The sequence below is a fragment of the Mesorhizobium sp. M7D.F.Ca.US.004.03.1.1 genome (assembly GCF_003998635.1).
Classification (GTDB): domain Bacteria; phylum Pseudomonadota; class Alphaproteobacteria; order Rhizobiales; family Rhizobiaceae; genus Mesorhizobium; species Mesorhizobium loti.
This window is the reverse complement of the sequence record NZ_RZQG01001199.1, coordinates 1-1510: the sequence shown is the minus strand read 5'-3', so window position 1 is coordinate 1510 and position 1510 is coordinate 1. Positions and strand designations below refer to the sequence as shown.

Genomic DNA, 1510 nt, shown 5'->3' with positions numbered 1-1510 from the left:
GTCGCATATAGAGCGCGCCAACCTCACGATGCGGATGGCAAACCGCCGCTTCACGCGCTTGACCAATGCGTTCTCAAGAAGTTCGACAACCACGTCCACATGATCGCGATCTACACGGTTTGGTACAACTTCATCAAAATGCACAAGACGTTGAAAATGACGCCGCCAATGGCGGCTGGCGTGTCGCAGACGCTTTGGTCGATGGAAGATCTTTTCGAGAAGATGGACGCTGTAGCGCCGAAGCCGGGTAAGCGCGGTCCGTACAAAAAGAAGGTCGCCTAAGCGGCTATCTGCACTTCACGCTGTTCTTGCCGACTATCGCGAGCTTCGGCCCGTGGGCTTCCCGGATGATCTTGGCGGCTTCGTCTCTGGTTATGCCAACCTTGCGGGCATAGTAGGCGGCTTCCGCGTCAAGCCCGCCCTCTAACGGCGCATCAATCGCCTGCTTGGCCTTCTGCTTCGCCTTCTTGCCCATAAGACGAATCATAGCACATCGCGAGGCGTGGCTGAATGGTCGCTCTGAGGTCGCTAAAATTTCAAACTGAGACACTACGTGTGCCGCGAACACACCAACAGAGAAGGGGGTGTGGAGCTGCAAGGGAGATGAGGGCAGGCCCCTCGGAGCCGGCGATCAGGCGCAGGCTCCAATCCACTGCGAGCTGCTGGCGTTAAGAGCGCTGGTGGTGAGCGTCGCAGGAAAAGGCGGGGGTAAAACCCGTCAGGTGAGATCCGGAGAGACGAGCGCAAGCGAACCGCTGATGACGTGCCGAAATTCACAGGACGATGTCGAAACCAGAGGGAAGGTAGTGGCCTCTGGGACCAGTTTGGGCGGAGCCCTGGAGCCCGGCCCGAGCGGCATCCGGCTTGGAGGCGGCGTGAATCCGGATCAGGCTCTTTTGTGGAACGCGGGAACCTGTCGCCCCGATGTTAAGGGAGAAGCTCAAGCGGGAAATCCCCGCAAGGGCGAGAGTACCGATGCGGGGCACAGGGACGGAGCAGTCCGTAGTAGGGGTGAAGGCTCTGTAATGGGGCTGGACCGAAGGGGCTGCAGTATCCCGCCAAGGTCAGGCGGCCAACCGGCGACGGGAGGAGCCGCATGACCAAGGCAAAGCCGTTTGACATCCCGAAGCGGGAAGTCTGGGAGGCTTTCAAGAAGGTGAAGGCCAACCAAGGAGCGGCTGAAGTAGACGGACAGTCGATTGCTGACTTTGAGGTTGATCTAACTGGTAACCTCTACAAGCTCTGGAACCGGCTGTCCTCGGGAAGCTATCTCCCCCAACCGGTGCGGCGGGTGGACATTCCGAAGGCGGCGGGCGGAACGCGGCCGTTGGGCATACCAACGGTGTCGGATCGCATCGCGCAAGAAGTTGTCCGACGGTATCTGGAGCCTCGACTGGACCCGTTGTTCCATGTCGACTCCTACGGCTACCGGCCCGGCCGCTCGGCGATCGACGCCGTGCGCACGGCCCGTCAGCGCTGCTGGCGACACGACTGGGTGCTCGACCTCGAC

General features: G+C 60.6%; 2 protein-coding genes and 1 pseudogene. 2 read left to right on the top strand and 1 reads right to left on the bottom strand.

What is annotated here, in order from left to right:
* A pseudogene (locus EN935_RS41595) lies at positions 1-213 on the top strand (IS1 family transposase); the annotation flags it as partial.
* A 73-nt stretch (positions 214-286) separates the two neighbouring features.
* On the opposite strand, the gene EN935_RS35530 reads toward EN935_RS41595, so the two are convergent.
* Positions 287-475: a hypothetical protein gene (locus tag EN935_RS35530; protein ID WP_245489137.1), complete on the bottom strand. Its 189-nt coding sequence runs from the start codon at positions 473-475 to the stop codon at positions 287-289.
* A gap of 621 nt (positions 476-1096) precedes the next feature.
* Here EN935_RS35530 and EN935_RS35520 point away from each other — a divergent pair.
* On the top strand, positions 1097-1510 hold a 414-nt coding region (locus tag EN935_RS35520), incomplete at its 3' end, for a reverse transcriptase domain-containing protein (RefSeq protein ID WP_245489136.1).